The sequence below is a fragment of the Klebsiella sp. D-Nf1 genome, from assembly GCF_002810515.1.
GTDB lineage: Bacteria > Pseudomonadota > Gammaproteobacteria > Enterobacterales > Enterobacteriaceae > Klebsiella > Klebsiella variicola.
Window position 1 is genome coordinate 129579 of record NZ_PIOK01000001.1, and the last position, 25838, is coordinate 155416.

Consider the following 25838-nt stretch of genomic DNA (forward strand, 5'->3'; position numbering starts at 1 on the left):
ACGCCTTAAAGGAGAAGAGTGAAGACAACAGTAGCAAGCATGTGTACATTTGTACATAAACCGGAAGAGGAAAATTATGGCCCGTAGACCGAACGATCCGCAGCGCCGCGAGCGCATCCTGCAAGCGACGCTGGACACCATCGCGGCGCACGGCGTCCAGGCAGTGACGCACCGCAAAATCGCCCTCTGCGCGAATGTGCCGCTGGGGTCGTTGACCTATTATTTCAGCGGCATCGAGGCGCTGGTTGAGGAGGCGTTCAGCCTGTTTACCGCCGAGATGTCGGCGCAGTATCAGCAATGTTTTGCTGGAGTAACGAACCGGGAACAAGCCTGCGATGCTATCGCGGAGCTGATCTTCAGCGCCCAGGTGACCACGGCGCGCAATATGGAGCTGATGTACCAGCTGTACGCGTTCTGCAGCAGTCAGCCGGCGCTAAAGGGGGTGATGCAGAACTGGATGCGGCGCAGCCAGCAGACGCTGGAGCAATGGTTCGCCGCTGATACCGCCCGCGGCCTCGACGCCTTTATTGAAGGGATGACCTTGCACTTTGTCACCGACCGCGCGCCGCTGTCGAAGGCGGCAATCCGGCTGCTGGTTGGGCAGCTGGCGGGGGAGAGGGTGCAGGAAGAGGGGCGCTGAGGCAGTGCGAGACATGCGTGAGGGCTAAATGCAGGCAACAAAAAACCCATCAACCTTGAACCGAAGTGGCGGGGTTGATGGGCTCCACAAAATGGGGACATCAAAGAAAAGCAGTGGCATTACTTATGACTGATGCCCTGAGAAAAAGTTCTGCCTGTGACGGCTTTTTTCTCAAAAATTTATTGTAGCCCTGGCCAGATGATCACGATGAGCGTCCCGGCAAGGGTAAGCAGCACGTTGGCGATGGCGTAGGTGCCTGCGTAGCCGAGCGCCGGAATGTTGCTGCGCGCGGTATCGCTGATGATCTCCATTGCCGGGGCGCAGGTGCGGGCGCCCATCATGGCGCCAAACAGCATCGCCCGGTTCATGCGCAGCACATAGGCGCCGAACAGGAAGCAGATCACCACCGGCAACAGGCTGACGATAAGCCCTGCCGCCAGCATCTGGCCGCCGACGGCGCCCAGACCGTTATTGATCCCGGCCCCGGCGCTGAGTCCGACCCCGGCCATAAACACCATCAGGCCAAACTCTTTCACCATGTTCAGCGCTCCCTGCGGGATATAGCCGAAGGTTGGGTGGTTGGCGCGCAGGAAGCCAAGCATAATGCCGGCGAACAGCAGGCCGGCGGCGTTGCCGATGCCGAAGCTAAAAGAGCTGAACTGGAAGGTGATCATGCCGATCATCAGGCCGACGATAAAGAAGGCGCAGAAGGCCAGCAGGTCGGTCACCTGGCTGTGAATGGAGATAAAGCCGATGCGGTCGGCTACGGTTTTTACGCGACGGGCATCGCCGCTGACCTGCAGCACGTCACCTTTGTTCAGCACCACGTTATCGTCGATAGGCATTTCAATCTGGCTGCGAATAACCCGGTTTAAGAAGCAGCCGTGGTCGGTGAGCTTCAGCTGCGCCAGGCGGCGGCCGACGGCGTTGTGGTTTTTGACCACAATCTCTTCGGTGACGATGCGCATGTCGAGCAGATCGCGGTCGAATACCTCTTTGCCGTTACGGAAGCTCGGGTCGAGGCGGGCGTGCGCGTCCGGATAGCCCACCAGCGCAATATCGTCGCCCATCTGCAGCACCGCGTCGCCGTCCGGGTTGGCCAGAATGCCGTTGCGGCGGATGCGTTCGATATAGCAGCCGGTCTGGCGATAAATACCAAGCTCGCGCAGATTTTTGCCATCCGCCCAGGCCACCAGCTCCGGGCCAACGCGGTAGGCGCGGATCACCGGCAGGTACACTTTACGTTTTGAATCGGTATCGAGGCCGCGCTCGCGGGCGATTTGCTGGGCGCTGGTCTGCAGATCCTGATGCTGCAGCTTGGGCATATAGCGGGCGCCGACGATCAGACTCACCAGGCCGACCAGGTAGGTCAGGGCATAGCCGAGGCTCAGATGGTCAAGCGATTGCGCCAGCTGATCGCTGGGCAGGCCGAAATGGCGCAGGGTGTCGCCCGCGCCCACCAGCACCGGGGTGGAGGTCATGGCGCCCGCCAGCATACCGGCGGTAAGACCAATATCCCAGCCGAACACTTTGCCCAGCACGGTGGCGATCAGCATCGCGCTGCCGACCATCACCAGCGCCAGCATCAGGTAGTTTTTGCCGTCGCGGAAAAAAATGGAAAAAAAGTTGGGTCCGGCTTCCACGCCGACGCAAAAAATAAACAGCATAAAGCCGAGATTAAGGGCATCAGTGTTAATCGCGAAATGCTGCTGACCTAATAAGAGAGAAACGACTAAAACGCCAATGGAATTACCAAGTTGTACTGAGCCGAGACGCAGTTTTCCCAGGCATAGTCCTAATGCAAGTACAACGAATAATAACAGGATGTAATTCCCGTTTAACAAATCTGCGACGTTTATATTCACGAAAGCCAACTTCTCATTTACTAGTAAGTTGTTGAAGGAAATGGTTATTTGGTCTAAGGTTGCTCAGGCGTTCGCGTTGTGGCGAACCTATTCTGGCACCCTGTTATAACCAGCAAAAATATAACCGCTAGTTTAATCCTTCCTGGATGCGGCGGCTAGTGACAATCGTTTTTAGGCTGGTAGGGGAGTTATTGGCATGGATTGCCGAAATGCTTTATCTGACTGGGCGACGTGGACGTGAGTTAGAGGCAACATCAGGAGGATACGGTGAAGTCTGAGCGTAGTTGGGCCGGTATTATCTGCGGCTTCGTTCTGTTCATTGTGGTGTGCTTATCGCTGCTATTACATATGAAAGGGGCCTTTCGCGCCAGCGGCAACCCGGAGCTGGGCCTGCTCTTCTTTTTGCTGCCAGGGGCGGCGGCGAGCTGCCTCTCTCCCGGACAGCGGGTGCTGCGCCCTTTGCTGGGTGCGATGCTGGCGGCGCCGGTCTGTATGGTGACGATGCGGCTGTTCTTCGTGACGCACAGAACGTTCTGGCAGGAGATGGCGTGGGTACTGAGCGCGGTGTTCTGGTGCGCGCTCGGGGCGTTGTGCTTTTTGTTTATCTGCGCCTGGCTTGATACCTGGCGCAGTCACTCATCGAGCAAATAAATTGGCTCAGGCAAACAGACCGAGATTCTCTTTCGCCCAGGCTTCGAAATCGGTGCAACCGCCGATGTGTTTCTGGTCGACGAAAATCTGCGGTACGGTTTCAACCGGTTTGCCGACGGTTTTTTCCAGGTCAGCTTTGCTGATGCCTTCGGCGTGAATATCCACGTAACGGTAGTTAAAGTCATCACGCTCGTTGGTCAGTTTTTCTGCCAGCTCTTTGGCGCGAACGCAGTAAGGGCAGCCTGGACGACCAAAAATAACGGTAAACATTGCTTCTCTCCTTAAACCTCAGCCGGATGGCGAATGCCGCTTATGATGCCTGCATTGGCCGGGGAGGGAAAGAAGGTTCTGCCTTTTGCTTCGATGGTTTACGGCTATGTTTGATAAATGTCGTACTATCAAAACCCGTATACTGACCCGGCGGCGCAGTGGGATTGTCTGATGCGCCGCGCTTATCAACCGGAGAGGCGTGATGCGAAAATTTGCCCCGTTGCCGAAAAGCATTCTGCTGGTTGAGATCCTCGGGATGGGGCTGTTAACCCTTGCCTGGCTCTCGCTTAACCAGTATGTCCAGCTGCCTGCGCCCATTGCCAGTCCGACTGCGGCGCTGGTGATGATCTTTGCCGGGATTATGCTGATGATCCCCGCCGCCATCGCCGTCATGTGGCGAGTGGCGCAGATCGTGGCCCCGCAGTTAACGCACTCTCCAAAGCCTGAATCCTTGTCTGACAGAGAAAAACGCAATGACGCCGACCATTGAGCTGCTGCGCAGCCATCGTTCCATCCGCCACTTCACCGATGCGCCCGTGAGCGACGAACAGCGCGCAGAGATTATCGCCAGCGCGCAAGCGGCATCTACCTCGAGTTTTTTACAGTGCACCTCCATCATCCGTATTACTGACCCGGCGCTGCGTGCGCAACTGGTCCCGCTGACCGGCGGCCAGCAGCACGTCGCCCAGGCGGCGGAGTTTTGGGTCTTCTGCGCCGACTTTAACCGCCACCTGCAGATTTGCCCACAGGCGCAGCTGGGGCTGGCGGAACAGCTGCTGATCGGCGTCGTCGATACGGCGCTGCTGGCGCAAAACGCGCTGATTGCCGCCGAGTCCCTCGGGCTGGGCGGCGTCTATATCGGCGGACTGCGCAACAACATTGAGGCGGTGACGGCGCTGCTGGCGCTGCCGCAGCACGTCCTGCCGCTGTTCGGTCTTTGCCTTGGCTGGCCGGCGGATAACCCGGACATCAAGCCGCGGATGCCGGCCGCCATGCTGGTGCATGAGAACCACTATCAGCCGCTGGATAACGCGCTGCTGGCGGACTATGACGACCAGCTGGCGCACTATTATCTGTCGCGCGGCAGCAACGCCCGCCGCGATACCTGGAGCGATCATATCCGTCGCACTATCGTGAAAGAGAGTCGTCCGTTTATTCTCGACTATCTGCATAAGCAGGGGTGGGCAACACGTTGATTACGTGTACACTGCTGCTCCGGCCAGGCGGTATCCGCCGCCGGCCGCAGGAAAGGTGAAAGTGTGTTCGATAGTGAGGCCCGCCAGAGCGGGTCTTTTCGCAGAGGTGCAGGATGAAAATTGCCATATTATCCCGGGATGGAACGCTTTATTCATGTCGACGCCTGCGCGAAGCGGCGCAACAGCGCGGGCATCAGGTCGAGATCCTCGATCCGCTTTCCTGCTATATGAACGTCAGTCCGGTGGCGTCGTCCATCCACTACAAAGGGCGTCAGCTACCGCATTTTGATGCGGTGATCCCGCGAATTGGCTCGGCGATCACCTACTATGGCACCGCGGCTTTGCGTCAGTTTGAGCTATTGGGAAGCTATCCGCTGAATGAGTCGGTCGCCATCACCCGCGCTCGCGATAAGCTGCGCTCGCTGCAGCTGCTGGCGCGCCAGGGCATCGATCTGCCGCTGACCGGCATCGCTCACTCCCCCGATGACACCAGCGACCTGATCGCCATGGTGGGTGGGGCACCGCTGGTGGTGAAGCTGGTGGAAGGCACCCAGGGGATCGGCGTGGTGCTGGCGGAGACCCGTCAGGCGGCGGAGAGCGTGATCGACGCCTTTCGCGGGCTGAATGCGCATATTTTGGTGCAGGAATATATTGCCGAGGCGAAAGGCTGCGATATTCGCTGTTTGGTGGTCGGCAATGAGGTGGTGGCGGCGATCGAACGGCGGGCAAAAGAGGGCGACTTTCGTTCTAACCTGCACCGCGGCGGCATGGCCACGGTGGCCCAGATTAGCGACGAGGAGCGGGCGATTGCCATCAAGGCGACGCAAACCCTTGGGCTCGACGTCGCCGGCGTCGATATTTTACGCGCCACCCGCGGGCCGCTGGTAATGGAAGTGAATGCTTCGCCAGGGCTGGAAGGGGTAGAAACCACCACCGGCGTGGACATCGCCAGCAAGATGATCGCCTGGATCGAGCGCCAGGCGACGCCGGAATTCTGTTTGAAAATAGGCGGCTAGCCGCCGGATGCAAGTCTGTCATGGTATGCGGCGCTTTTTTTGCGTAAGCTATGGCGTCGTTTTTCCATTGTAAGAGGTCACAGGCACTATGGATTCACTGGTCGTTCCAGGTCTGGATACGCTACGTCGCTGGCTGGATGAGATCGGCATCAGCTTTTTTGAGTGCGATTCCTGTCAGGCATTGCACCTGCCGCATATGCAGAATTTCGACGGTATTTTTGATGCCAAAATTGACCTGGTGGACAACGTGGTGCTCTTTTCCGCCCTCGCGGAGGTGAAGCCGTCTGCCCTGCTGGCGCTGTCGGCGGATCTTTCGGCCATCAACGCCAGCTCGTTAACCGTGAAGGCCTTTATCGATATTCAGGACGATAACTTGCCCAAGCTGGTGGTCTGCCAGTCGTTGTCTATCGGCCCGGGAGTGACCATGGATCAGTTCGCCTGGTTCTTCCGCCAAAGTGAAGAGCAGATCTCGATGGTGATCCTCGAAGCGGGCGCCAACCAGCTGTTGTACAAAGGTGAAGAGGAAGAGCCCGCGGCGGAAAACGTGCAATACCATTTTCTTCACTAAAGCCGTCTAAAATTAGCGCAGCCACTACCGCAGCGGCTGCGTATTACCCGCTTTTATTCTGCGTTTAACCTTCTCTTAAAGCATTATTCACCGCCATTCAGGCCGTTTTGGCTTATCACGTAGACCGTTATTGCATAAAAATTTGATAAAAGGCGTTTTTTTACCTGGGCTATAGCCTCTTATTCTGGCTACAGTTATTCTGGCGATGCTTCCAGTTGCGAGCAACCACTCCGGGAGAGATCCGCTCTCCTTTTCTCAGGCAATGAAAAAATATGCATGATTCTTGCATGCGTTGAAATGCGTATATTTGAGCCCGTAAATTAACGGGCGTTGAGAAGGATAAGAGATATGACCGCCTTTGGTAAAAAATGGTTAACAGGTCTGGTTACGGGTGCGCTGATGGCCGTCTCTGCCGGTTCGCTCGCCGCCGAACAAAAAACCCTGCATGTTTATAACTGGTCTGATTATATTGCGCCGGACACGGTAGCGAATTTCGAAAAAGAGACCGGAATTAAAGTCGTGTATGACGTTTTTGATTCCAACGAAGTACTGGAAGGCAAATTAATGGCGGGCAGCACCGGTTTCGACCTGGTGGTACCGTCGGCAAGCTTCCTTGAGCGCCAGCTGGCGGCGGGCGTGTTCCAGCCGCTGGATAAGAGCAAGCTGCCCAACTGGAAGAACCTTGACCCCGAAGTGCTGAAGCTGGTCGCCAAGCATGACCCGGAGAATAAATACGCGGTGCCTTATCTGTGGGCGACGACGGGTATTGGCTACAACGTGGATAAGGTGAAAGCGGTCCTCGGCAAAGATGCGCCGGTCGATAGCTGGGATCTGGTGCTGAAGCCGGAGAACCTCGAAAAACTGAAAAGCTGCGGCGTCTCCTTCCTCGACGCGCCGGAAGAGATTTTCGCCACCGTGCTGAACTACCTTGGCAAGGATCCGAACAGCAGCAAAGCGGATGATTACACCGGCCCGGCCACCGATCTGCTGTTGAAGCTGCGGCCGAACATTCGCTACTTCCACTCTTCGCAATATATTAACGACCTTGCCAACGGCGACATCTGCGTGGCGATCGGCTGGGCAGGGGATGTCTGGCAGGCGGCCAACCGCGCGAAAGAGGCGAAAAATGGCGTAAACGTCTCCTACTTTATTCCGAAAGAAGGCGCGCTGGCGTTCTTTGATGTCTTTGCCATGCCGGCCGACGCCAAGAATAAAGATGAAGCCTATCAGTTCCTTAACTATCTGATGCGTCCGGATGTGATCGCTAAAATCAGCGACCAGGTGTTCTACGCCAACGGCAACAAGGCCTCCACACCGCTGGTCAGCGAGGCTATCCGTAACAACCCGGCGATTTATCCGCCAGCGGATGTGTTCGCCAAACTGTTCACGCTGAAGGTGCAGGATCCGAAGATTGACCGCGTGCGCACCCGCGCATGGACCAAAGTGAAGAGCGGCAAATAATCTCTGACGGCCCGTCGAACACGGGCCGTATCAGATCTGCACTCGCCGGGAAATGGCAGCGCGCCCGGCGAGCAGAAGCACCAGGATGGTGCAATTGCACTGTTAAGCACGAAGTATGGCACCGGACCATATGGTGATCGTTTTTTTGCCGGAGAGCACCCGATTGAACGACGTAATGCCCCGCCCACAGGCGAAAGCCCCCAAAGCGCTGACCCCGCTACTGGAAATCCGTAACTTAACCAAGTCGTTTGATGGCCAGCACGCGGTCGACGACGTCAGTCTCACTATCTACAAAGGCGAAATTTTTGCTCTGCTGGGCGCATCCGGCTGCGGGAAATCGACGCTGCTGCGCATGCTGGCGGGCTTTGAACAACCGACCGCCGGGCAGATTATGCTCGACGGCGTGGATCTGGCGCGCGTGCCGCCCTATCAGCGACCTATCAATATGATGTTCCAGTCCTACGCCCTGTTTCCCCATATGACCGTTGAGCAGAATATCGCCTTCGGTCTGAAGCAGGATCGCCTGCCCAGAGCGGAAATCACCGCCCGGGTGCAGGAGATGTTGGCCCTGGTACATATGCAGGAGTATGCCAAACGCAAGCCGCACCAGCTCTCTGGCGGCCAGCGCCAGCGTGTCGCGCTGGCGCGTAGCCTGGCGAAACGGCCGAAGCTGCTGCTGCTCGATGAGCCGATGGGCGCGCTGGACAAAAAGCTGCGCGATCGCATGCAGCTTGAGGTGGTGGATATCCTTGAACGCGTTGGCGTGACCTGCGTAATGGTGACCCACGACCAGGAAGAGGCGATGACCATGGCGGGCCGTATCGCCATCATGAACCGCGGCAAGTTTGTGCAGATTGGCGAACCGGAAGAGATTTACGAGCACCCGACCACCCGCTACAGCGCCGAGTTCATCGGCTCGGTAAACGTCTTTGAAGGCCTGGTGAAGGAGCGTCTGGAGGATGGTCTGGTGTTGAGTTCGCCAGGACTGGTGCACCCGCTGAAGGTCGACCCCGACGCGTCGGTGGTGGACAACGTGCCGGTCTGGGTGGCGTTGCGCCCGGAGAAGATCATGCTGTGCGATGAACCACCGGCGGACGGCTACAATTTTGCCGTCGGCGAGGTGATTCATATCGCCTATCTGGGGGATCTCTCTATCTATCATGTGCGCCTGCAAAGCGGGCAGATGATCAGTGCCCAGCTGCAGAATGAACACCGCCATCGGAAAGGGACGCCCACCTGGGGTGATGAGGTGCGTTTATGCTGGGATGCTGACAGCTGCGTAGTGCTGACGGTGTAAGGAGAGGGCGATGAGTACCGTTGAATCCCCGTCAGGGGAGAAAAAACCGGGCGGTTTCGCATTGTGGGTGGCACGCCTGCAGATGGCGCATGGCCGCAAGCTGGTGATTGCGCTGCCCTATCTGTGGCTGATCCTGTTGTTTATGCTGCCGTTCCTGATCGTGTTCAAGATAAGTCTTGCCGAGATGGCGCGGGCGATCCCTCCCTACACCGAACTGATGGAGTGGGCGGATGGCCAGCTGACGCTGACCCTCAACTTTGCCAACTTCCTGCAGTTGACCGACGATCCGCTCTATTTTGAAGCTTATCTCCAGTCGCTGCAGGTGGCGGGCATATCGACGATCTGCTGCCTGCTGCTGGGCTATCCGCTGGCCTGGGCGGTGGCGCACAGCAAGCCGTCGACGCGCAATATTCTGCTACTGCTGGTGATCCTGCCGTCGTGGACGTCATTCTTAATCCGCGTCTATGCCTGGATGGGGCTGCTGAAAAGCAACGGCGTGTTGAATAACTTCCTGCTGTGGTTAGGGGTTATCGATCAGCCGCTGGAGATCCTGCACACCAACCTGGCGGTGTATATCGGTATCGTGTATGCCTACCTGCCGTTTATGGTGCTGCCGATCTACACCGCGCTGACCCGCATCGACTATTCGCTGGTGGAGGCCTCGCTGGATCTCGGCGCCCGGCCGCTGAAGACCTTCTTCCAGGTGATCGTCCCGCTCACCAAAGGCGGCATTATCGCCGGCTCCATGCTGGTGTTTATTCCGGCGGTGGGGGAGTTCGTGATCCCGGAACTGCTGGGTGGCCCCGATAGCATTATGATTGGCCGCGTGCTGTGGCAGGAGTTCTTTAACAACCGCGACTGGCCGGTCGCCTCGGCGGTGGCGATTGTCATGCTGCTACTGCTGATCGTGCCGATCATGTGGTTCCACAAGCACCAGCAAAAACAGATGGGAGAGCAGGGATGAACGACTTGCCGGTAGTACGCTCGCCGTGGCGCATTCTGATCCTCGTGCTCGGGTTCACCTTCCTCTATGCCCCGATGCTGATGCTGGTGATCTACTCATTCAACAGCTCGAAACTGGTGACGGTCTGGGCCGGGTGGTCGACGCGCTGGTATAGCGAATTGTTCCACGATGATGCGATGATGAGCGCGGTAGGGCTGAGCCTGACCATCGCCGCCTGCGCGGCGACGGCGGCGGCGATCCTCGGTACCATCGCCGCGGTGGTGATGGTGCGCTTTGGACGCTTTCGCGGGTCTAACGGCTTCGCATTTATGATCACCGCGCCGCTGGTCATGCCGGACGTGATCACCGGTCTCTCGCTGCTGCTGCTGTTCGTGGCGCTAGGGCATGCCATTGGCTGGCCGTCGGACCGCGGGATGTTGACCATCTGGCTGGCGCACGTCACCTTCTGTACCGCCTACGTGGCGGTGGTGATCTCCTCGCGTTTGCGCGAGCTGGACCACTCGATTGAAGAGGCGGCAATGGATTTGGGGGCGGCACCGCTGAAGGTCTTTTTCGTCATCACGTTGCCGATGATTATGCCGGCGGTGATCTCCGGCTGGCTACTGGCCTTCACGTTGTCGCTGGATGACCTGGTTATCGCCAGCTTTGTCTCCGGTCCCGGGGCCACGACCTTGCCGATGCTGGTCTTCTCCAGCGTGCGCATGGGGGTCAACCCGGAGATTAACGCCCTGGCGACGCTCATCCTTGGCGTGGTCGGTATTGTTGGTTTTATCGCCTGGTATTTGATGGCCCGCGCAGAAAAGCAGCGAGTGCGCGATATCCAGCGTGCAAGACAAGGCTGAACCACCTAAAATCGGTACAGCAGCCTCCTGTCGGCGCCACCTTGTGGCGCCGTTTTCATGGAAGACATTACGTTGGGATTGTTTACGAAAACTCGCTCATCTCATGCCCGCCTTAACGTCCCTGCGCTGGTGCAGGTGGCGGCCTTTGCTATTATTTTGATTCGTGCTCTGGATCTGCTGATGATCCTCAATCTGTTGGGTCTGCAGGGGTTAAACGAATTCATTCACCGCAGCGTCCAGACCTGGAACCTGACGCTGGTCTTCCTTGGCAGCCTGGTGCTGGTGTTTATCGAAATCTGGTGCGCTTTTTCACTGGTGAAAGGGCGTAACTGGGCACGCTGGATCTATCTGCTAACGCAGGTGATTGCCGCCGGCTATCTGTGGGCTGCGTCGCTGGGCTACGGTTATCCGGAACTGTTCAGCATTCCCGGTGAATCGAAACGGGAGATTTTCCACTCGCTGGTGATGCAAAAACTGCCGGATCTGCTGGTCCTGACGCTGCTGTTTGTGCCTGCAAACTGTCGTCGGTTTTTCCGCCTGCAATAACGGTGATACAATCCCCGCCCCTGGATTTTTGAAGGTCAATTATGCATTGCGCACTCTACGACGCCGGCCGCTGCCGCTCCTGTCAATGGCTGGAGCGGCCGGTCCCGCAACAGCTCGCCGATAAAATGGCCGATCTGCGCACGCTGCTGGCGGCGATCCCGGTCGCTGCCTGGGGCGAGCCGGTCAGCGGGCCGGAGACGGCCTTCCGTAACAAGGCCAAGATGGTGGTCAGCGGCAGCGTTGAGCGTCCGTTGCTGGGGATGCTGCATCGCGATGGCACCCCGGTGGATCTCACCGACTGCCCGCTCTATCCTTCAGCGTTTGCGCCGGTGTTTGCTGCCCTGAAACCCTTTATCGCTCGCGCCGGGTTAACGCCCTACAACGTCGCCCGCAAGCGCGGGGAGCTGAAATATCTGCTGCTGACCGCCAGCCAGCAGGGAGAGATGATGCTGCGCTTCGTGCTGCGCTCAGAGGCCAAGGTGGCTCAGCTGCGCGCCGCGCTGCCGTGGCTGCAGGCACAGCTCCCGCAGCTCAGCGTGATCACGGCGAATATCCAGCCGGTGCATATGGCAATCATGGAAGGCGAGCAGGAGATCTTCTTCACCGAACAGCAGGCGCTGGGGGAGGTCTTTAACGAGGTGCCGCTGTGGATCCGCCCGCAAAGTTTCTTTCAGACCAACCCGGCGGTAGCCAGTCGGCTGTATGCCACCGCCCGCGACTGGGTGCGCGCGCTGCCGGTCCAGCATATGTGGGATCTGTTTTGCGGCGTCGGGGGATTTGGCCTGCACTGCGCGACGCCGGCGATGCGCCTGACCGGTATCGAGATTGCCCCGGAAGCGATCGCCTGCGCCAGACAGTCAGCCGCGCAGCTGGGGCTCAGCAATCTGCATTTTCAGGCGCTGGACTCGACGCAGTTCGCCACTCATGAAGACGATATCCCGCAGCTGGTGTTGGTCAACCCGCCGCGTCGCGGCATTGGCGCCGAACTGTGCGACTATTTAAGCCGCATGGCGCCGCCCTATATCATCTATTCCAGCTGTAACGCTCGCACCATGGCGACCGATATTGCCCGTCTTCGCGGCTATCGCGTCGAGCGGGTCCAGCTGTTTGATATGTTCCCTCACACCGCGCACTACGAAGTGCTGACCCTGCTGGTCCGCGAAGTTTAAACAAAATGTGAAGGCTTTGCGTCGCTGAAATCAGGTAAGCTTGGCGCTGCATGTTTTGTTATTGGTGGGGGGAATCTAATGGCCAAAACCATTCTGCTGGTGGAAGATGACGAGGATATTGCCACGCTGCTGCGGCTCAATCTTCAGGATGAGGGCTATCAGATTGTGCATGAAGCCGACGGCGACCAGGCCCTTGTCCAGCTGGAAAAGCAGGTCTGGGATGCGGTGATCCTTGATTTGATGCTGCCTGGCGTCGATGGCCTGGAGATCTGCCGGCGTATCCGTCAGATGACCCGCTACCTGCCGGTGATTATCATCAGCGCTCGCACCAGCGAAATGCACCGCGTGCTGGGCCTGGAGATGGGCGCCGATGATTATCTGGCGAAGCCCTTTTCACTGCTGGAGCTTATCGCCCGCGTCAAAGCGCTGTTTCGTCGCCAGGAGGCGATGGGGCAGAACCTGCTGATGGACGCCGGGCGCCTGTCCTGCCATGGCCTGAGCATCGATCCGCTGTCGCGCGAAGTGAAGCTGCGCGGCGAGGTGGTGGACCTCACGCCGCGCGAATTCGATCTGCTCTATTACTTCGCCCGCCATCCCGGTGAGGTGTTTTCGCGGCTGGCGCTGCTGGAGCAGGTTTGGGGATATCAGCACGAGGGCTATGAGCACACGGTTAATACCCATATCAACCGCCTGCGCAGCAAAATCGAACGTGATCCGGCGGAGCCGGACATCATTCTTACCGTCTGGGGTAAAGGCTATAAGTTCGCCCCGGTGTCGCAAGAGGCCGCCCCGTGATCCGCCGCTTAAGCCTCAGCCAGCGGCTGGCGCTGGTGGTGGTCTCCCTGCTGATACTGTGCGCGGCGGCAGTGTGCGCCGTTCAGTTACACAGCAGCGCGCAGTATGGCAACGCCATGGTGCAGCGCCTCTCCGCCGGGCTGGCTCAGCAGATTGTGGCCCGCGAGCCGCTGCTGGACGCCCACGGCGAGGTCAACCGACAAACCCTGAAGTCGTTGTTTGACCGCCTGATGACCTTTAATCCCAGCGTGGAGCTCTATCTGCTGTCGCCGGATGGCGACCTGCTGGCCGATGCGGCGCCGCCGGGACATATCCAGCGCCAGCGTATCGACATGGCGCCGGTGCAGGCTTTTCTCACCGGCAGTGCGTCGCCGGTATATGGCGACGATCCGCGTAGTCTCGACGGACGAAAAGTCTTCAGCGCCGCCCCGCTGCGCGTCGACGGGCAGCTGCGCGGCTACCTGTATATCATTTTGCAGGGAGAGACCTTTAATCAGCTGGCGGCCGACGCCTGGCAAAAAACGCTGTGGAGCATTGTTCTGTGGACGCTGCTGCTGGTGGCCCTGTTTGGCCTTCTGGCAGGGGGGCTGGCATGGTTCTGGGTCACCCGGCCGGTCCGCCTGCTCACCGCCCAGGTAGTGGCGAGCGGTCAGGACAGTATCAGCGCCATCAAAACCCTGGCGGCCCGCACACCGGAGCCGCAGCCAGGTAACGAGGTGGCGATGCTCGAGAATCGTTTTATTGACCTCGCGCAGCAGATAGCCGGCCAGTGGGATCGGCTGGCCGACAACGACCGCCAGCGCCGCGAATTTGTGGCCAATATCTCCCACGATTTGCGCACGCCGCTGACTTCGCTGCTGGGGTATCTGGAAACGCTGACCCTGAAGGACGAATGGCTGACTGCCGAGGAGCGCAGGCAATATCTCACCATCGCCCTGCGTCAGGGCAACAAAGTGCGCCATCTCTCGCAGCAGCTGTTTGAGCTGGCGCGACTGGAGCACGGGGGCATTAAGCCGCAGCGCGAGCGTTTCGCGATGGGGGAGCTGATCTCCGACGTCGCGCAGAAGTTTGAATTAACTGCCCGCACGCGCGAGGTGAACCTGCATATTGATGTGCCGGGACCGCTGCCGCTGATTAACGCCGATGTGTCGATGATTGAGAGGGTGGTGACCAACCTGCTCGATAACGCGATGCGGCATACTCCCGTCGGCGGGGAGATCCGTCTGGCGGTCTGGCAGGAGGATCAACAGCTCCAGGTGGAAGTGGCAGACAACGGAACGGGCGTCGATGCCGCGCTGCGCGACGATCTGTTCCAGCGGCCGTCGGCGTTGTCTACCCAGGCATCGCGGGAGGATCGCGGCGGGTTAGGGCTGCTGATTGTGAAACGAATGTTGGAGCTGCACGGAGGCGGTATCAGACTGGTGGAGTCGGTAAGCGGGGCGCGGTTCAGGTTCTTCGTGCCACTTTGAGACATTGCCGGATGCGGATACACCTTACCCGGCTACGGGGAAAGAGTAGGCCGGGTAAGCGCAGCGCCACCCGGCAAAAAAGTTACTCCGGGAACCACTGATTGCTGATTTTCTGGTAGGTACCGTCGGCCTTAATCGCTTTCAGCGCGGCGTTCAGTTTCTCCAGCAGCGCCTTGTTATCCGGGCGCACAGCAATGCCGAGTCCGGTGCCGAAGTATTGCGGATCCGTCACTTTCGGCGTGGCTGCGCCCAGCTGCGGGTTGGTTTTCAGCCACTCGTTGACCACCGCCGTGTCGCCGAACACACCGTCGATACGGCCATTTTTCAGATCGATAATCGCATTCTGGTAGCTGTCATAGGCGACGGTCTTCACCTCAGGATGTTTATCCTGCAGATATTTCTGGTGAGTAGTGCCGTTTTCCATGCCGATCCGTTTGCCTTTCAGGTCATCGAAGGAATGGAACGCGTCTTTTTTGGCGATCACCAGCGCGGAGTTGGCGTAGTACGGGTCGGTGAAGGCCACCTGCTTGCTCCGTTCCGGCGTAATATCCATTCCGGAAATCACCGCATCATATTTCTTGAACTTCAGTGCCGGGATCAGGCTGTCAAACGCGTGGTTGGTAAAGGTACATTCTGCCTGCATTTGTTTGCACAGCGCTTTGGCCAGGTCGAGATCGAAACCGACAATCTGATTATTGGCATCCATCGATTCAAACGGCGGATAGGTCGCGGACACGCCGAAGCTGATTTTCTCCGCGGCGGCAGCGCCGAAGGTGAACGTGGTGAGCAGTGCAGCCAGAACTAACTTTTTCATCGTGGAACTCCCGTCTGTCAATCTTATGATTATTCGCCGTGTCTGCGGCATAGAGTGACAATGCCATTAAATGAATTTATATGCAATAAAAATGATTAAGTATTTTTAATGGCATAAAAAAAGACGGACAGGTGTTAGACTTGTCCGTCTTGTTGTCTGCTTTTTATGCAATATGTTCCGTCGCTAGTTACGTCGCTCGAAGGCCAGCGCTTTACGTTCCACCAGGCGCATCAGCAGCGTCAGCAGTCCGTTGACGATGAGATAGATAATCCCGGCGGCGCCGAACACCATCACGTCGTAAGTGCGTCCGTACAGCAGCTGGCCGTGTCCCATCACTTCCATCAGGGTGATGGTGTAGGCCAGAGAGGTACTCTTGAAAACCAGCACCACTTCGTTGGAATAGGACGACAGCGCACGCTTAAAAGCATAGGGCAGCAGGATCGCCAGGGTATCCTTTTTACTCATCCCCAGCGCGCTGCAGGACTGCCATTGCCCGTCGGGGATCGCCCGGATGGCGCCATAAAACAGCTGAGTGGTGTAGGCGGCGCTGTTGAGCGACAGGGCGATTAGGGCGCACAGCCACGGTTCGGAGATAAGATGCCACAGCCACGGATAATCCTGCAGCGAAGGAAACTGTCCGGGGCCGTAGTAAATCAGGAAGATCTGCACCAGCAGCGGCGTACCGGTAAACAGGGTGATATAGCCGCGGACTATCCACACCAGCCCCGGCGTTTTCAGCGTCAGGATTATGGTAAAAATCAGCGACAGGATCAGCGCCACGATAATCGACGCCACGGTCAGCGTCAGGCTGGTATGAAGCCCTTTCAGCAGTTCGGGTAAGTAGTCGAGCATCAGCCTGGTCTCCGTTCGAAGCGCGTCGCACGCTGGTCAATCCGCTTAAGGATGTATTGACTCAACAGGGTGATGACGAGATAGATTGCCGCCGCAATGATATACCAGTTAAAGGGTTCCTGAGTGCGAGTGGCGATGCTTTTGGTCTGCAGCATCAGATCGTTGACGCTGATCAGGCTCACCAGCGCGGTGTCCTTTAGCAGCACCAGCCACTGGTTACCGAGACCGGGAAGGGCATGGCGCCACATCTGCGGCATCACCAGGCGGAAGAAAATCGCGGCTTTCGACAGCCCTAGCGCCTGGCCGGACTCCCACTGCCCTTGCGGAACGGCTTTCAGCGCGCCGCGCAGCGTTTGCGAGGCGTAGGCGGCATACAGCAGCGACAGGGCGATCGCCCCGCAGAGGAACGGACTGACGTCAAAGTTCTCAATCTGCATCTGCACCGGGATCTGCGTGAACCCGAGCGGGATGGTGAAACCGTCAGAGAGCGTCAGCAGCAGCTGGGAAGAGCCGAAATAGATAAACAGTACCACCAGAATTTCCGGTAGTCCGCGCAGAATGGTCACAATGCCGGTTGCAAGCCAGGCTACCGGACGCCATTTCACTGACTCCAGTACCGCAAAGAGCATCGCCAGGACTAGGCCGATGGCGAGCGCGCAAACGGCAAGGCCGACGGTCATCCCGGCGGCGCTTGCTAATGGAAAAATTTCGTTCATTCAGTCTTACTTCTGGAACCATTTGTTATAGATGGTCTGGTAAGTGCCGTCTTTCTTCACTTTTTCCAGCGCAGCGTTAAATTTCTGCTGCAGATCGGTGTTGCCCTGACGCACGGCAATGCCCAGCCCGGTGCCGAAATAGGCTTTGTCGGTCACTTTGTCGCCCACGGCCGCCAGCTTCGGATTGCTCTTCAGCCATTCGGTGACCACGGCGGTATCACCAAAGACCGCGTCAATACGACCATTCTGCAGGTCCAGCTTCGCATTCTGGTAGCTGTCGTAAGGAACGGTAGTAATTTCCGGATGTTTATCGGTGATGAATTTCTGGTGGGTGGTGCCGTTCTGCACGCCCACTTTTTTGCCCTTCAGCTGGTCAATGCTGGTGAACTTACCCTGCTGACCGACGAACAGCGCCGAGTTGTCATAATACGGGGTAGAGAAAAGCACCTGCTTTTCACGCTCCGGCGTGATGTCCATCCCGGCCATGACCGCGTCGAAACGGCGGAATTTCAGTCCCGGGATCAGGCTGTCAAAGGCCTGGTTGGTAAAGGTACAGGTGGCATCGATCTCTTTACACAGCGCGTTCGCCAGATCGACATCGAAACCGACGATCTGGTTGTTGGCGTCCACCAGCTCAAACGGAGGGTAGGAGGCCTCGGTGGCGAAACGAATGGTCTGCGCGGCGGAAGCGGAGAGGCTCATGCCTGCGAGCAGGGCGGCTATCAGTACTTTTTTCATCGTCATTTCCCCGAAAAACATCAATGTGAAAGATAGTTTTTAAACGCGTCAGTTTGCGGATGCGTGAAGCAGGAGGCATCCCCTTGCTCGACGATATGGCCATTTTCCATATACACCACCCGACTGGCCGTCTTGCGCGCCACTTCAACTTCGTGGGTGACGATAACCTGGGTGATGCCGGTTTCAGCCAGCTCGCGGATAATGCTGACGATTTGAGCCGTGATTTCCGGATCGAGCGCCGCGGTAGGCTCATCGAACAGCAGGACCTGCGGCTCCATCATCAGCGCGCGGGCGATAGCCACACGCTGCTGCTGGCCGCCGGATAAATGCAGCGGATAGCGATCGCTGTAAGGCTTCAGACGCAGGCGTTCCAGCAGCTTCTCTGCACGAGCCAGCGCCTGATCCTTGCTTAACCCCAGTACGCGACAGGGGGCTTCGATCAGGTTTTGCTGCACCGTCAGGTGCGGCCACAGGTTGTACTGCTGAAAGACCATGCCGACGTTCTGACGCAGCTCGCGAATCGCTTTATCGGACGGCGCTTTGGTGAAGTCGAATTGGTTGCCGGCGATGGATAACGAACCGGAACGCGGCATCTCCAGCAGGTTGAGTACGCGCAGCAGCGAGCTCTTCCCGGCACCGCTGGGGCCGAGCAGCACCAGCGTTTCCCCCTGCGGGCAATCCAGCGTGATGTCGAACAGCGCCTGGTGTGCGCCGTAGAAGCAATTAATGCCGTTTAGTTTAATACTCATCTGGGCAGTCTGATACGAATAGCTATTGAGGCCGCAAATAGTACCTTTGGCAGAATAGTTATGCAATATTTATGCGTTAAAAGTTAAATCTAAACCACGTTTAGCTTTAAAGTTAGCACAAAATATGGCCTGGTGGGTGAGGGAGGCGCAAATGTCGGCATTCCCGGGGCGAATACCGACATTTTACCGGGGGTATCGTTTCAGCGGCGTGGCTTCAACTCCGGAATCAGCGTTTCTCCAGACTCTGTCGCAATGAACCCGCTGGTGCGTGGCTGTTATTGCCGAGATAGCGAACGTCATCGACGGCCCAGCACTGGCCTTCCTGGATCATCAGCACTTCATCTTTCCAGCTTTGGGTACCCTGTTTCAGTTCGACGCGCAGCGGAATATTGCGCGCATCACGGTTCGGGATGGTGGAGGCGCTGGCAACGACGGCGCTGTCCGCCGGGGTGCTGCTACTGGAGAACGGGTTAGCCTGTAACAGTTTGCTGTTGGCCGGATCCTGGCGGGCGTCGTTGAGTAACTGCGCCAGTCCGTCGCTCAGATAGGGGCGCAGTGCTGCCGGATCCTGAGTGCGATTCTGGATCTGGGTGTCATAGAATTTTTGCGCTACGTCGTCAGGGCCGCCTTCAACGCAGGGGCCGCTGCGAGTGCCATTATCTTTATAGGCCGGGGTGACGGTCGTACAGGCGCTGAGCGCCAGCGCGCAAGGGAGAAGTACAGCAAGAAGTTTGTAGCGCATGATGATTTCCTTATAAGCAAACTACGTTTTCAGTTTCCGTTAAAGCATAGCGTATAGCGTGCGGATTGTACTTGACGCAAAGAGCTAAGACCTTGATGTGACTACGGCCTTAGGGCAGGAAATCGACAATGAGCATCACAGAATGATATTAGGGCAGGAAAAAACAGGCGCCGTTTAAAAATAAACAGACTTTTTGAGCAAACAAGAAACATTACCCGGCAATAGGATAATGTTTCTTGAGATATAAGATTAATTACTTCTTCTTATAGATGTTAGCGGAGACGTGAAGTTTTTTATCGGTATTACCGGAGGAGAGCACGATAACGTCCGCGCCTTTTTCATCGGCCTTTTTAATCAGTTCTTCTCGGGCATCGCTCGGCGCAGTCTGGCCAGTAGAGGAAATGGTGCCGATTTTGGTATATTGCGTATGGACCTTATTAAAGGCTTCTTTCGTTAAAATCTCAGCGGAGAAGGCGTTCGCCGTTAAAAACAATGCTGCACCTGCCACTAAAGCTGCATATTTCATATTTTTAAACTCCATTGTTTATTTTGCTATCATCATGCTCTTGTTTTAACTGACCAATGAGCGGTTTCAGATTGTACTAACGCCGCTTTTTTTTCAAGTGCAATACTGCAATTTTATGACGTTTAGGTAACTATTTTTTAAACAAAAGATGACGTGGTTCTCATTGATAATTCTTGCTTTTTTTTGCCGAATGAACATAGGGGCGGCGCCAGACCTTTTTCCACTGTTGTTAGCTGAAAATTAGCTGAGGCGCCGGCAGGAGAAGGGGGCGGGGCGCTGACAGACATTCCCGGGAACATGGTTTATCATAAAGAAGAGCAGGGGCTACGCCCATGGTCATGCAGGTCACCAGGGAGACAAGATGTTAACGAATAAGCGAGAGAGTGCGCGGGAGCAGCGAGCCGCGTTGTGGGCCACCCGAGATAATGTCCAGAGACATGCGCTGTCGATGAGTATGCCCTGGCTGGCCTTCGTCAACATCGCTTTCGCGTTAATGATTTTCTTCCGTAATTTCATCTTCACTTATTTTGATCAGAAGTTACTGACGCACCAGGCGGTTATTCCTTATATTGAAGTGGCGCTGATTGCGGTCATTATTATTTCGACTATTTTAGCGGCCATCGCCGTCACGCCGCGGCTGGCGCAGGGGCGATATACGCTGAATATCATCACCGGGCTGCTGCTGGCGCTCAGCCTGTGCTGGTCCCTGAGTAATTACTGTTTCATCTTTTTCTGGACCTTGCCCTTCGCCTGGCCACTGCTGGTGATTTTAATGACCACCGGCCTCACCGCGCTGTATCACCACTGGCCCGGAATTATCGCCTTTATGCTACCGATGTGGGTGACCGCCTTGCTGGCAGGGGTGCAGATTCACTATGACGCTGAAGTACGATTTTTGACCTTATGGGCTATTTTTACGGCGATTTTGCTTTATGGGCGGCGTATTCTGCAGCGCTGGTATGACGAAGCCTGGGATACGCACCAGGAAAATATGCAGCTTATCCATCGGCTGGAAAGTATCGCCAACCAGGATGCCTTAACCGGAACGGCCAACCGCCGGGCACTGAATGCTTTTCTGGCGCAGCTCTGGGAGCAAAAAGCGCCGTTAGCGCTGATTATGATCGATGTTGATTACTTTAAGCGCTATAACGACCATTACGGTCATCAGGCCGGCGATGACTGCTTATCGTCTGTCGCGCAGGTGCTTAAAATGGCGGTGCGGGCTGAGGACGATCTGGTGGCCCGCTACGGCGGCGAAGAGTTTGTGGTGGCGCTGCCCGGGGTTTCCTTAGCGCACGCCACCGCCATTGCCGAGCGCATTCAGCAGAAAATCCACGACGCGGCCCTGCCGCATGAAGCCTCAGCGGTGGCGGAGGTGGTGACCGTCAGTATGGGGATCGTGGCTTCCGATGGTACGGTCCCGGTGGAGGCGCTCATCGCCCGGGCGGACAGTGCGTTGTACCAGGCTAAAAATAAAGGACGTAATCAATGGTCTTATTAACCCGGCTCCACTGCCGGGCGAGGGAGAGGGGATGAAACGGATTGCGCGGATCGCCCTGCTGGCGCTGCTGCTAACCGGCTGTGCCGGGGAAAAGGGAATTATCGATCGCGATGGATACCAGCTGGACACTCGCCATCCGGCGCAGGCGGCCTATCCGCGAATAAAAGTGTTGGTGATCCACTATACGGCAGACAATTTTGATGTTTCTCTGGCGACGTTGACCGATAAAGAGGTCAGCTCCCACTATTTAATCCCCGAGCAGCCGCCGCGTTATCATCATAAACCGCGGATCTGGCAGCTGGTGCCGGAAGAGGATTTAGCCTGGCACGCCGGGGTGAGCTACTGGCGCGGCAGTACGCGTATCAATGATACGTCCATCGGCATTGAGCTGGAGAACCGCGGCTGGCAGAAGACGGCGGGTGTCAAAAGCTTTACCCCCTTTCGCCCGGAACAGATAGCGGCCCTGATCCCGCTGGCGCGCGATATTATCGCCCGCTACCATATTGCACCGCAGAACGTGGTCGCCCATGCGGACATCGCGCCGCAGCGCAAAGACGATCCGGGGCCATTATTCCCCTGGCAAGAGCTGGCGCAGCAGGGGATTGGCGCCTGGCCTGACGAGCAGCGGGTGGCCTTTTATCTGAACGGACGGTCGGCCAGCGATCCCGTTGACCCTGAGGTGGTGCTGGATTTACTGGCGCGCTATGGTTATCAGGTGACGCCGGAGATGACCCCCGCGCAGCAGAAGCGGGTGATTATCGCCTTCCAGATGCACTTCCGTCCGCAGCGCTGGGATGGCGTAGCGGATGCGCAAACCGAGGCGATAGCCGAGGCGCTGTTAGAAAAATATGGTCAGGGTTAGCGGTGAAGTTTACCGTGGTCGCGTAGCCAGGCGGCGGTACGCACAATGCCCTCGTCAAGTGTCACCACCGGCTGATAGCCCAGCTCATCCTGTGCGCGGGTGATATCAAGCGTAAAATCAAAATTCAGCTTAGAGACGCCGTAGTGGGTAAACGCGGGCTCTTTGGCTGTTTTATCGCCAAAACGCTCCATGCTGCGGGCGATAATATCCAGCATCGGGTAGGGAACTGAGCGGATCCGGCACTTGATGCCCAGCTCATCGATCAGTTTCTGCACGATACTCCGCAAGGTGCGCGGTTCGCCATTGCTGATATTCCACGCGCGGGCGGAAGGGAGATGGTCGCAGGCTGACTGGCTTGCCAGCCACATCGCATGTACCGCATTTTCATAATAGGTCATGTCAACCAGCGCGCTGCCGCCCCGCGGCAACAGGACGCTGCCATAGTGCTGCATCATTTGCGCCAGTCGGGGAATAAAGACTTTATCGTGCGGCCCGAACAGGCTCTGCGGGCGCAGAATGGTAAAACGGGTATGTGGGTTGGCCTGCGCCAGCAGGTTGATCACCTCCTCGCTGGCCGCTTTGCTGCGGGCAAACTCGTTGGCGAAGCGGTGCGGGCGGAAATCTTCCTGGATATCGCGATGGTGGTGATAATCGAAATAGAGCGATGGCGAAGAGATATGGACGAAATTGCGCACCCCCCATGCCACAGACCATTCGCCCAGGCGACGGGTGGCGCGGACGTTAGCGAGATCGAAAGCCTGCTGGGTGCCCCAGGGCGAGGTAAAACTCGAGCAGTGCCACAGGGTATCGATACCGGCGAGCATCACTTTAGCCTGCGAAGAGACCAGCTCGGTTAAATCTGCCGGGATGAATTCCGCCCCCATCTTGCTCAGAAGCTTACCCATCGCTTCGTTGCGCCCGGTGGCTCGCACGCTGATGCCCTTATTGCGCAGATATTCCACTGCGTTGCGGCCTAATCCGCTGGTCGCACCGGTAACCAGTACCTTCATATCACTCAACTGTCCCAGAAAAGAATTTCGTGCGCATTTTTCCGTGATTCTCCCGACTATGCAATGAGAATCATGAAAGAATAATACTTATCCTTCGTCTATGCCTGAGATTTGTTCGGCCAGCCGGGCGATGCGTTGCGCCATACCGCGGAAAATAAACAGATGCGCCGGGATCATCAGCAGCCAGTAGACCAGTCCGGGCATACCGTGCGGGTGCCACCAAGCGCGCACGTCCAGTTCACGACGCTCGCCTTTATCGTTAATCGTAAAGCTTAACCGGCCCAGGCCCGGCGCTTTCATGCCGAATAATAAGGTTAGCTGTTTTTCTTCCTCCACGATAATCACCTTCCAGCTGTCGACCGTATCGCCGGTTTGCAAATAGTCGCGCTGTGGCCGCCCTTTGGCTAAGCGGTGGCCGACCAGCAGGTCCATCGCACCGCGGGTTTTCCACAGAATATTGCCGAAAAAATATCCCTCTTTACCGCCGATTTGGTTAACGACTTGCCACAGCGCCTTGCGGCTCGCCTGGGTGGTCACGGTACAGCCAGCCTGCTTCGGAAAGTAGCCGTACTCCGGGCGCCAGCGGGCGAAGGCCTGCGCGTCGTAGCCCCAGTCGCTGGAGTTTACCAGCCGCTCTTCGTCTTTCAGCGTCAGGCGGACTGCCTGATCGAAGGGGATCAGCGTTTGTGGGATCAGCGCGCGCAGGGCGCGGTCGTCGGCAATCAGATCGTGCTTCAGCCCCTGGATCAACGCCTTGGCGATGGTTGGCGGGACCGAGGTGATAACGTTAAGAAACCACACCGAGATCCAGCGCGTCGGCAAGGGGATGGGAATGAGAGGGCGATGTTTGCCGCTGACGGCCATAAAGCGAATGAACTGCTGCTGATAGCTTAAGACCTCCGGACCGGCGGCTTCAAAGACGCGGTGTTCGCGGGACGGATGGTTCAGCAGCTCAACCAGGTCAAAGAGCAGATTTTCCAGGGCGACAGGGGTGGTACGCGAGCGTACCCAGCGCGGGGGAGTGAGCACTGGCAGGTTATAAACCATGTCGCGCATCACCTCGAAGGCGGCAGAGCCGGCGCCGATGATAATCCCGGCCCGCAGTTCGGTCACGGGTACACCCGACTCACGCAGGACATCGCCGGTTACCTGACGGGCGCGCAGATGGTCAGATTGTTCCTGCACCGGGGCCTGCAGCGAACTGAGAAATATCACCTGGCGCACTGACGACTGACGCAGGGCATCGCGCACATGCGTGGCCACCCGGCGCTCATGGGCGATAAAATCGCCGCCTTCGCCCATACCGTGTACCAGATAATAAAGGGTATCGATGCCGGCGAGCAGTGCAGGCAGAGCCTGCGGCTGATTAAGATCGACTGACCGACAGGTGACGCCGGGCAAATCGAGCTTTTGCAGTCGGTCGATATGGCGTGCCGCCGCCAGCACTGGATAACCCCGCGCACTTAACTCGCGCACCAAATGCTGGCCAATATAGCCGCTGGCGCCGAGCACCAGAACAGATTGCGACACGCCTGACTCCTTAGCGCTGTAAAAAAGCCTGCCAGTGAGCGACCACCTCGCTCAGCTGCTGACGATTGACATCCAGGTGAGTGACCAGACGAACAACAGGCGAGGCGTTGATCAACACGCCGCGCGCCTGCATAAACTCGCCGAGCGCCGGGGCCTGCGCTTCGCCGACGCGCACAAACAGCATGTTAGTATCGTGGCGGGTGACGTCGGCGCCGATGGCGCGCAGCTGCTCCGCCATCCACGCGGCGTTGTCATGATCCTCCTGCAAGCGCTGCACGTTATTTTTCAGCGCGTACAGCCCGGCAGCAGCCAGAATGCCCGCCTGGCGCATGCCGCCGCCGACCATTTTCCGCCAGCGGACGGCACGGCGAATGTACGCCTCGCTGCCGAGCAGCAGCGAGCCTACCGGAGCACCAAGCCCCTTTGACAGGCAGATGGTGAAGGAGTCGCAGTACTGGGCGATATCACGCAGTTCGCAGCCGTAGGCCACCACGGCGTTAAAGATGCGCGCGCCGTCGACGTGCAGCGCCAGGTCGCGCTGGCGGGTAAATGCCCAGGCTTCCTGCAGATAGTCGCGCGGCAGCACCTTACCGTTATGGGTATTTTCCAGGCTGAGCAGACGGGTGGGGGCGAAATGAATATCGTCGGGTTTGATTTTCGCCGCCACTTTCTCCAGCGGCAGCGAACCATCCGCTGCGGCGTCAATCGGCTGTGGCTGAATACTGCCGAGTACCGCCGCGCCGCCGGCTTCGTACAGATAGTTATGTGCCCCCTGGCCGACGATATACTCTTCGCCGCGCTGGCAGTGGCTGAGCAGACCAACGAGGTTGGCCTGGGTACCGGTGGGCAGAAACAGCGCCGCCTCTTTGCCGGCGAGATCGGCGGCATAGCGCTGAAGTTCATTGACGGTAGGGTCGTCGCCATACACATCGTCCCCGACCGGGGCGGCCATCATGGCTTCCAGCATGGCACGCCCGGGGCGGGTAACGGTATCACTGCGCAGATCGATCACGGCTTTTCCTTGTTCTGGTTCAGAGTATGGCTTCTGT

The 25838-nt window shown here is 57.6% G+C and carries 28 protein-coding genes; 16 read left to right on the top strand and 12 right to left on the bottom strand.

Going from position 1 to position 25838, the window contains the following annotated elements; all coding sequences use genetic code 11:
- Window positions 1-76: 76 nt before the first annotated feature.
- Window positions 77-640 carry a TetR/AcrR family transcriptional regulator gene (locus CWM54_RS00615; RefSeq protein WP_061155218.1) on the top strand — a complete coding sequence of 188 codons (564 nt, stop codon included), beginning with the start codon at window positions 77-79 and terminating at the stop codon, window positions 638-640.
- Window positions 641-819: 179 nt separating this feature from the next.
- On the opposite strand, the gene CWM54_RS00620 is transcribed toward CWM54_RS00615, so the two are convergent.
- Window positions 820-2505 carry an aspartate:alanine antiporter gene (locus CWM54_RS00620; RefSeq protein WP_008805810.1) on the bottom strand — a complete coding sequence of 562 codons (1686 nt, stop codon included), beginning with the start codon at window positions 2503-2505 and terminating at the stop codon, window positions 820-822.
- Window positions 2506-2772: 267 nt separating this feature from the next.
- Between CWM54_RS00620 and ybjM the strand changes: the two genes are divergently transcribed.
- Window positions 2773-3156, top strand: a complete 384-nt coding sequence (ybjM, locus tag CWM54_RS00625; RefSeq protein WP_008805811.1) for an inner membrane protein YbjM — start codon at window positions 2773-2775, stop codon at window positions 3154-3156.
- Window positions 3157-3162: 6 nt separating this feature from the next.
- Here ybjM and CWM54_RS00630 read toward each other — a convergent pair whose 3' ends face one another.
- Entirely contained in the window at window positions 3163-3426 is a 264-nt protein-coding gene (locus CWM54_RS00630) for a GrxA family glutaredoxin (protein WP_002896352.1), read from the bottom strand.
- 202 nt (window positions 3427-3628) lie between these two features.
- Here CWM54_RS00630 and CWM54_RS00635 point away from each other — a divergent pair, with 202 nt between their 5' ends.
- The 12 genes from CWM54_RS00635 to CWM54_RS00690 all read left to right on the top strand — a co-directional run bounded on the left by CWM54_RS00635 (window position 3629) and on the right by CWM54_RS00690 (window position 14749).
- Window positions 3629-3916 (top strand): YbjC family protein, encoded by a 288-nt coding sequence (locus CWM54_RS00635; RefSeq protein ID WP_094954876.1) that lies wholly within the window; start codon window positions 3629-3631, stop codon window positions 3914-3916.
- A complete protein-coding gene (gene nfsA, locus CWM54_RS00640) occupies window positions 3900-4622 on the top strand; it encodes a nitroreductase NfsA (RefSeq protein WP_100695642.1) in 723 nt (240 codons plus the stop codon). The genes CWM54_RS00635 and nfsA overlap by 17 nt, the downstream gene beginning before the upstream one ends.
- A 113-nt stretch (window positions 4623-4735) precedes the next feature.
- Window positions 4736-5638 (top strand): 30S ribosomal protein S6--L-glutamate ligase, encoded by a 903-nt coding sequence (gene rimK, locus CWM54_RS00645; RefSeq protein WP_061155214.1) that lies wholly within the window; start codon window positions 4736-4738, stop codon window positions 5636-5638.
- A gap of 88 nt (window positions 5639-5726) precedes the next feature.
- Complete coding sequence (locus CWM54_RS00650) at window positions 5727-6206, top strand: YbjN domain-containing protein (protein ID WP_061155213.1); 480 nt, start codon at window positions 5727-5729, stop codon at window positions 6204-6206.
- A 348-nt stretch (window positions 6207-6554) separates the two neighbouring features.
- The gene (gene potF / locus CWM54_RS00655; RefSeq protein ID WP_074386442.1) at window positions 6555-7667 is read left to right on the top strand and encodes a spermidine/putrescine ABC transporter substrate-binding protein PotF; all 1113 of its coding nucleotides are present in this window, start codon (window positions 6555-6557) and stop codon (window positions 7665-7667) included.
- 163 nt (window positions 7668-7830) lie between these two features.
- A complete protein-coding gene (gene potG / locus CWM54_RS00660) occupies window positions 7831-8964 on the top strand; it encodes a putrescine ABC transporter ATP-binding subunit PotG (RefSeq protein ID WP_077274740.1) in 1134 nt (377 codons plus the stop codon).
- Between the two features lie 10 nt (window positions 8965-8974).
- A complete protein-coding gene (gene potH, locus CWM54_RS00665) occupies window positions 8975-9928 on the top strand; it encodes a putrescine ABC transporter permease PotH (RefSeq protein WP_061155211.1) in 954 nt (317 codons plus the stop codon).
- A complete protein-coding gene (gene potI / locus CWM54_RS00670) occupies window positions 9925-10770 on the top strand; it encodes a putrescine ABC transporter permease PotI (protein WP_002896372.1) in 846 nt (281 codons plus the stop codon). The genes potH and potI overlap by 4 nt, the downstream gene beginning before the upstream one ends.
- 57 nt (window positions 10771-10827) lie before the next feature.
- Window positions 10828-11316 (top strand): YbjO family protein, encoded by a 489-nt coding sequence (locus CWM54_RS00675; RefSeq protein ID WP_061155210.1) that lies wholly within the window; start codon window positions 10828-10830, stop codon window positions 11314-11316.
- Between the two features lie 41 nt (window positions 11317-11357).
- The gene (gene rlmC, locus CWM54_RS00680) at window positions 11358-12485 is read left to right on the top strand and encodes a 23S rRNA (uracil(747)-C(5))-methyltransferase RlmC (protein ID WP_100695644.1); all 1128 of its coding nucleotides are present in this window, start codon (window positions 11358-11360) and stop codon (window positions 12483-12485) included.
- A 78-nt stretch (window positions 12486-12563) separates the two neighbouring features.
- Window positions 12564-13280: a response regulator transcription factor gene (locus CWM54_RS00685; protein WP_025712995.1), complete on the top strand. Its 717-nt coding sequence runs from the start codon at window positions 12564-12566 to the stop codon at window positions 13278-13280.
- Entirely contained in the window at window positions 13277-14749 is a 1473-nt protein-coding gene (locus CWM54_RS00690; protein WP_100695646.1) for an ATP-binding protein, read from the top strand. Before CWM54_RS00685 ends, CWM54_RS00690 begins: the two co-directional genes overlap by 4 nt.
- Window positions 14750-14831: 82 nt before the next feature.
- Here the strand turns inward: CWM54_RS00690 and artJ are convergent, their stop codons facing one another.
- The 7 genes from artJ to yahO form a co-directional block, all read right to left on the bottom strand.
- Entirely contained in the window at window positions 14832-15563 is a 732-nt protein-coding gene (gene artJ, locus CWM54_RS00695) for an arginine ABC transporter substrate-binding protein ArtJ (RefSeq protein ID WP_008805821.1), read from the bottom strand.
- Window positions 15564-15746: 183 nt separating this feature from the next.
- Window positions 15747-16415 carry an arginine ABC transporter permease ArtM gene (gene artM / locus CWM54_RS00700; protein WP_008805822.1) on the bottom strand — a complete coding sequence of 223 codons (669 nt, stop codon included), beginning with the start codon at window positions 16413-16415 and terminating at the stop codon, window positions 15747-15749.
- The gene (artQ, locus tag CWM54_RS00705) at window positions 16415-17131 is read right to left on the bottom strand and encodes an arginine ABC transporter permease ArtQ (protein WP_023288989.1); all 717 of its coding nucleotides are present in this window, start codon (window positions 17129-17131) and stop codon (window positions 16415-16417) included. Before artQ ends, artM begins: the two co-directional genes overlap by 1 nt.
- Window positions 17132-17137: 6 nt before the next feature.
- Window positions 17138-17869, bottom strand: a complete 732-nt coding sequence (gene artI / locus CWM54_RS00710) for an arginine ABC transporter substrate-binding protein ArtI (RefSeq protein ID WP_002896390.1) — start codon at window positions 17867-17869, stop codon at window positions 17138-17140.
- 20 nt (window positions 17870-17889) lie between these two features.
- Window positions 17890-18618, bottom strand: coding sequence for an arginine ABC transporter ATP-binding protein ArtP (gene artP, locus CWM54_RS00715; RefSeq protein ID WP_012968630.1), 729 nt, complete (start codon window positions 18616-18618; stop codon window positions 17890-17892).
- A 226-nt stretch (window positions 18619-18844) separates the two neighbouring features.
- Window positions 18845-19360, bottom strand: coding sequence for a lipoprotein (locus CWM54_RS00720; RefSeq protein WP_025712993.1), 516 nt, complete (start codon window positions 19358-19360; stop codon window positions 18845-18847).
- A gap of 253 nt (window positions 19361-19613) precedes the next feature.
- Window positions 19614-19886, bottom strand: coding sequence for a DUF1471 family periplasmic protein YahO (gene yahO, locus CWM54_RS00725; protein WP_008805825.1), 273 nt, complete (start codon window positions 19884-19886; stop codon window positions 19614-19616).
- 361 nt (window positions 19887-20247) lie between these two features.
- Between yahO and CWM54_RS00730 the strand changes: the two genes are divergently transcribed.
- Window positions 20248-21387 (top strand): GGDEF domain-containing protein, encoded by a 1140-nt coding sequence (locus CWM54_RS00730; RefSeq protein ID WP_100695648.1) that lies wholly within the window; start codon window positions 20248-20250, stop codon window positions 21385-21387.
- Window positions 21388-21418: 31 nt separating this feature from the next.
- Complete coding sequence (locus tag CWM54_RS00735) at window positions 21419-22249, top strand: N-acetylmuramoyl-L-alanine amidase (RefSeq protein WP_061155206.1); 831 nt, start codon at window positions 21419-21421, stop codon at window positions 22247-22249.
- On the opposite strand, the gene CWM54_RS00740 is transcribed toward CWM54_RS00735, so the two are convergent.
- From CWM54_RS00740 to ltaE, 3 genes are all read right to left on the bottom strand, one after another.
- Window positions 22246-23259: an NAD-dependent epimerase/dehydratase family protein gene (locus CWM54_RS00740; protein ID WP_044612794.1), complete on the bottom strand. Its 1014-nt coding sequence runs from the start codon at window positions 23257-23259 to the stop codon at window positions 22246-22248. The two genes, CWM54_RS00735 and CWM54_RS00740, sit on opposite strands and share 4 nt — an antisense overlap.
- 87 nt (window positions 23260-23346) lie before the next feature.
- Window positions 23347-24789 carry an SDR family oxidoreductase gene (locus CWM54_RS00745; protein WP_100695650.1) on the bottom strand — a complete coding sequence of 481 codons (1443 nt, stop codon included), beginning with the start codon at window positions 24787-24789 and terminating at the stop codon, window positions 23347-23349.
- Between the two features lie 10 nt (window positions 24790-24799).
- Entirely contained in the window at window positions 24800-25801 is a 1002-nt protein-coding gene (gene ltaE, locus CWM54_RS00750) for a low-specificity L-threonine aldolase (RefSeq protein WP_100695652.1), read from the bottom strand.
- Window positions 25802-25838 lie beyond the last annotated feature (37 nt).

Excerpts from the sequence above, each read along its gene's own strand:
- CWM54_RS00615 (WP_061155218.1), top strand. The coding sequence starts at position 77 with ATGGCCCGTAGACCGAACGATCCGCAGCGCCGCGAGCGCATCCTGCAA.
- CWM54_RS00630 (WP_002896352.1), bottom strand. The coding sequence starts at position 3,426 with ATGTTTACCGTTATTTTTGGTCGTCCAGGCTGCCCTTACTGCGTTCGC.
- CWM54_RS00635 (WP_094954876.1), top strand. The coding sequence starts at position 3,629 with ATGCGAAAATTTGCCCCGTTGCCGAAAAGCATTCTGCTGGTTGAGATC.
- nfsA (WP_100695642.1), top strand. The coding sequence starts at position 3,900 with ATGACGCCGACCATTGAGCTGCTGCGCAGCCATCGTTCCATCCGCCAC.
- rimK (WP_061155214.1), top strand. The coding sequence starts at position 4,736 with ATGAAAATTGCCATATTATCCCGGGATGGAACGCTTTATTCATGTCGA.
- CWM54_RS00650 (WP_061155213.1), top strand. The coding sequence starts at position 5,727 with ATGGATTCACTGGTCGTTCCAGGTCTGGATACGCTACGTCGCTGGCTG.
- potF (WP_074386442.1), top strand. The coding sequence starts at position 6,555 with ATGACCGCCTTTGGTAAAAAATGGTTAACAGGTCTGGTTACGGGTGCG.
- potH (WP_061155211.1), top strand. The coding sequence starts at position 8,975 with ATGAGTACCGTTGAATCCCCGTCAGGGGAGAAAAAACCGGGCGGTTTC.
- potI (WP_002896372.1), top strand. The coding sequence starts at position 9,925 with ATGAACGACTTGCCGGTAGTACGCTCGCCGTGGCGCATTCTGATCCTC.
- CWM54_RS00675 (WP_061155210.1), top strand. The coding sequence starts at position 10,828 with ATGGAAGACATTACGTTGGGATTGTTTACGAAAACTCGCTCATCTCAT.
- rlmC (WP_100695644.1), top strand. The coding sequence starts at position 11,358 with ATGCATTGCGCACTCTACGACGCCGGCCGCTGCCGCTCCTGTCAATGG.
- CWM54_RS00685 (WP_025712995.1), top strand. The coding sequence starts at position 12,564 with ATGGCCAAAACCATTCTGCTGGTGGAAGATGACGAGGATATTGCCACG.
- artJ (WP_008805821.1), bottom strand. The coding sequence starts at position 15,563 with ATGAAAAAGTTAGTTCTGGCTGCACTGCTCACCACGTTCACCTTCGGC.
- artM (WP_008805822.1), bottom strand. The coding sequence starts at position 16,415 with ATGCTCGACTACTTACCCGAACTGCTGAAAGGGCTTCATACCAGCCTG.
- artQ (WP_023288989.1), bottom strand. The coding sequence starts at position 17,131 with ATGAACGAAATTTTTCCATTAGCAAGCGCCGCCGGGATGACCGTCGGC.
- artI (WP_002896390.1), bottom strand. The coding sequence starts at position 17,869 with ATGAAAAAAGTACTGATAGCCGCCCTGCTCGCAGGCATGAGCCTCTCC.
- artP (WP_012968630.1), bottom strand. The coding sequence starts at position 18,618 with ATGAGTATTAAACTAAACGGCATTAATTGCTTCTACGGCGCACACCAG.
- CWM54_RS00720 (WP_025712993.1), bottom strand. The coding sequence starts at position 19,360 with ATGCGCTACAAACTTCTTGCTGTACTTCTCCCTTGCGCGCTGGCGCTC.
- yahO (WP_008805825.1), bottom strand. The coding sequence starts at position 19,886 with ATGAAATATGCAGCTTTAGTGGCAGGTGCAGCATTGTTTTTAACGGCG.
- CWM54_RS00730 (WP_100695648.1), top strand. The coding sequence starts at position 20,248 with ATGTTAACGAATAAGCGAGAGAGTGCGCGGGAGCAGCGAGCCGCGTTG.
- CWM54_RS00735 (WP_061155206.1), top strand. The coding sequence starts at position 21,419 with ATGAAACGGATTGCGCGGATCGCCCTGCTGGCGCTGCTGCTAACCGGC.
- CWM54_RS00740 (WP_044612794.1), bottom strand. The coding sequence starts at position 23,259 with ATGAAGGTACTGGTTACCGGTGCGACCAGCGGATTAGGCCGCAACGCA.